2 protein-coding genes are annotated in these 1,619 nt (G+C 78.4%); both read right to left on the reverse strand.

What is annotated here, in order from left to right:
• Positions 1–624 (reverse strand): condensation domain-containing protein (locus tag ABD308_RS29280; RefSeq protein ID WP_344341094.1); only part of this gene is annotated, 624 nt, incomplete at its 3' end.
• A partial coding sequence (locus ABD308_RS29285) for a non-ribosomal peptide synthetase (RefSeq protein ID WP_344341097.1) occupies positions 621–1,619 on the reverse strand: 999 nt, incomplete at its 5' end. The genes ABD308_RS29280 and ABD308_RS29285, both read right to left, overlap by 4 nt.

Raw genomic sequence — 1,619 nt, forward strand, 5'->3', positions numbered from 1 at the left:
CAGGGCGTAGTCGGCGTACTGGACTTCCGGGTCGGGCAGGCCGGACGGGCGGCCGTCGGCGGCGGCGTAGAGCGCGGCGAGTTCGGTGGCGAGGACGGGCAGCGAGCCGCCGTCCACGGCGATGTGGTGGAGGGTGAGCAGCAGGGTGTGGTCGTCGGGGGCGTGCCGCAGGAGCAGGGCGCGCAGGACGGGGCCGGTGGTGAGGTCGAAGGGCCGGGCGGCCTCGGTGTGCAGCAGGGCGGAGGCGGCCTCGGGCGTGGCGTCGCGGACGGGCAGCGGGACCGGGGCGGCGGGGGCGGCCTGCTGGTGGGGGCCGTCCTCGCTCCGCCCGTAGCGGGTGCGCAGGACGTGGTGGCGGGTGGTGAGGGCGGTCAGGGCGGCGGCGAGGGCGGCGGTGTCCAGCGGGCCGCGCAGCCGGGTGGCGAGCGGGACGTGGTAGCGGGGGCCGCCCTGGCCGAGGCGGTCCATCAGCCACATCCGGTGCTGGGCGTGGGACAGCGGGGCCGGGCCGGGGTCGGCGGACGCGGCGGGCACGCCGGGGGCGGCGGACGCGGCGGCCGAGGTGCGGCGGCGGGCGCGGCGGAGCAGGTCGGCCTGGGTCGTGTGGTCGGCGGGGGCGGTCATCGGGTGGGCTCCTCGGATCCGGCGGCTTCGGCACCGGCTTCGGCTTCGGCTTCGGCTGCCAGCAGGGCGCGTTCGACCAGGTCGGCCTGGCCGGCCACGGTCGGGTGGTCGAGGAAGTCGCCGAGCGGCAGCTCGACGCCGAGGTCCTCGCGCAGGTCGTCGACCACCCACATGGCGAGCAGCGAGTGCCCGCCCTCGGCGAAGAAGTCGGCGTCCGGCGCGGTCACCTCGTGCTCCAGGGCGCGCGACCAGGCGGCGGCCACCACCTGCTGGATCGGCGTCAGCGCGGCGGGGGCGGGCGTGGTCCCGGGGGCGGGGGCGGGGGCGGCGACCGCGGCGGCGTCGTCCGCGGCCAGCGCGCGCCGGTCGACCTTGCCGCTGGTGGTGAGCGGCAGGGCGTCGAGCAGCGTCCAGGCGGTGGGCACCAGGTGCGCCGGGAGCCGTTCGGCGAGTCGGCGGCGGAGTGCCTCGGGCACCGGGCGGACGCCCTCGGCGGGGACCACGTACGCGGTGAGCGCGGCGTCCTCGTGGCCGGCCCGGCGGACCACGACCACCGTCTCCGCCACCTCGGGCAGGCTCCGCAGGGCGTGCTCGACCTCGCCGGGCTCGATCCGGAAGCCGCGCACCTTCACCTGGTCGTCCAGCCGGCCGTGGTACTCCAGCACCCCGTCCGGGCGTCGCAGCACGCGGTCGCCGGTGCGGTAGGCGCGGCCGGTGCCGGGGAGGTCGGCGAAGAGCTCGGCGGTCAGCCCGGGACGGCCGAGGTAGCCGAGCGTCACCCGGGCGCCGGCGATCCACAGTTCGCCGCGGGTGCCGTCGGGGACGGGCCGGCGGTCCGCGTCCAGGACGAGGGCGCGGGCGCCGCCGAAGGGGCGGCCGATCGGGACCGATCCGGTGAGGTCGGCGGGCCGGATCCGGTGCAGGGTGGTGAACGTGGTGGCCTCGGTGGGCCCGTAGACGTTGCACAGGTCGAGCCACGGGAAGGCGCGGAGCAC

It is taken from the genome of Kitasatospora putterlickiae, from assembly GCF_039527695.1.
GTDB classification, from domain to species: Bacteria; Actinomycetota; Actinomycetes; order Streptomycetales; family Streptomycetaceae; genus Kitasatospora; species Kitasatospora putterlickiae.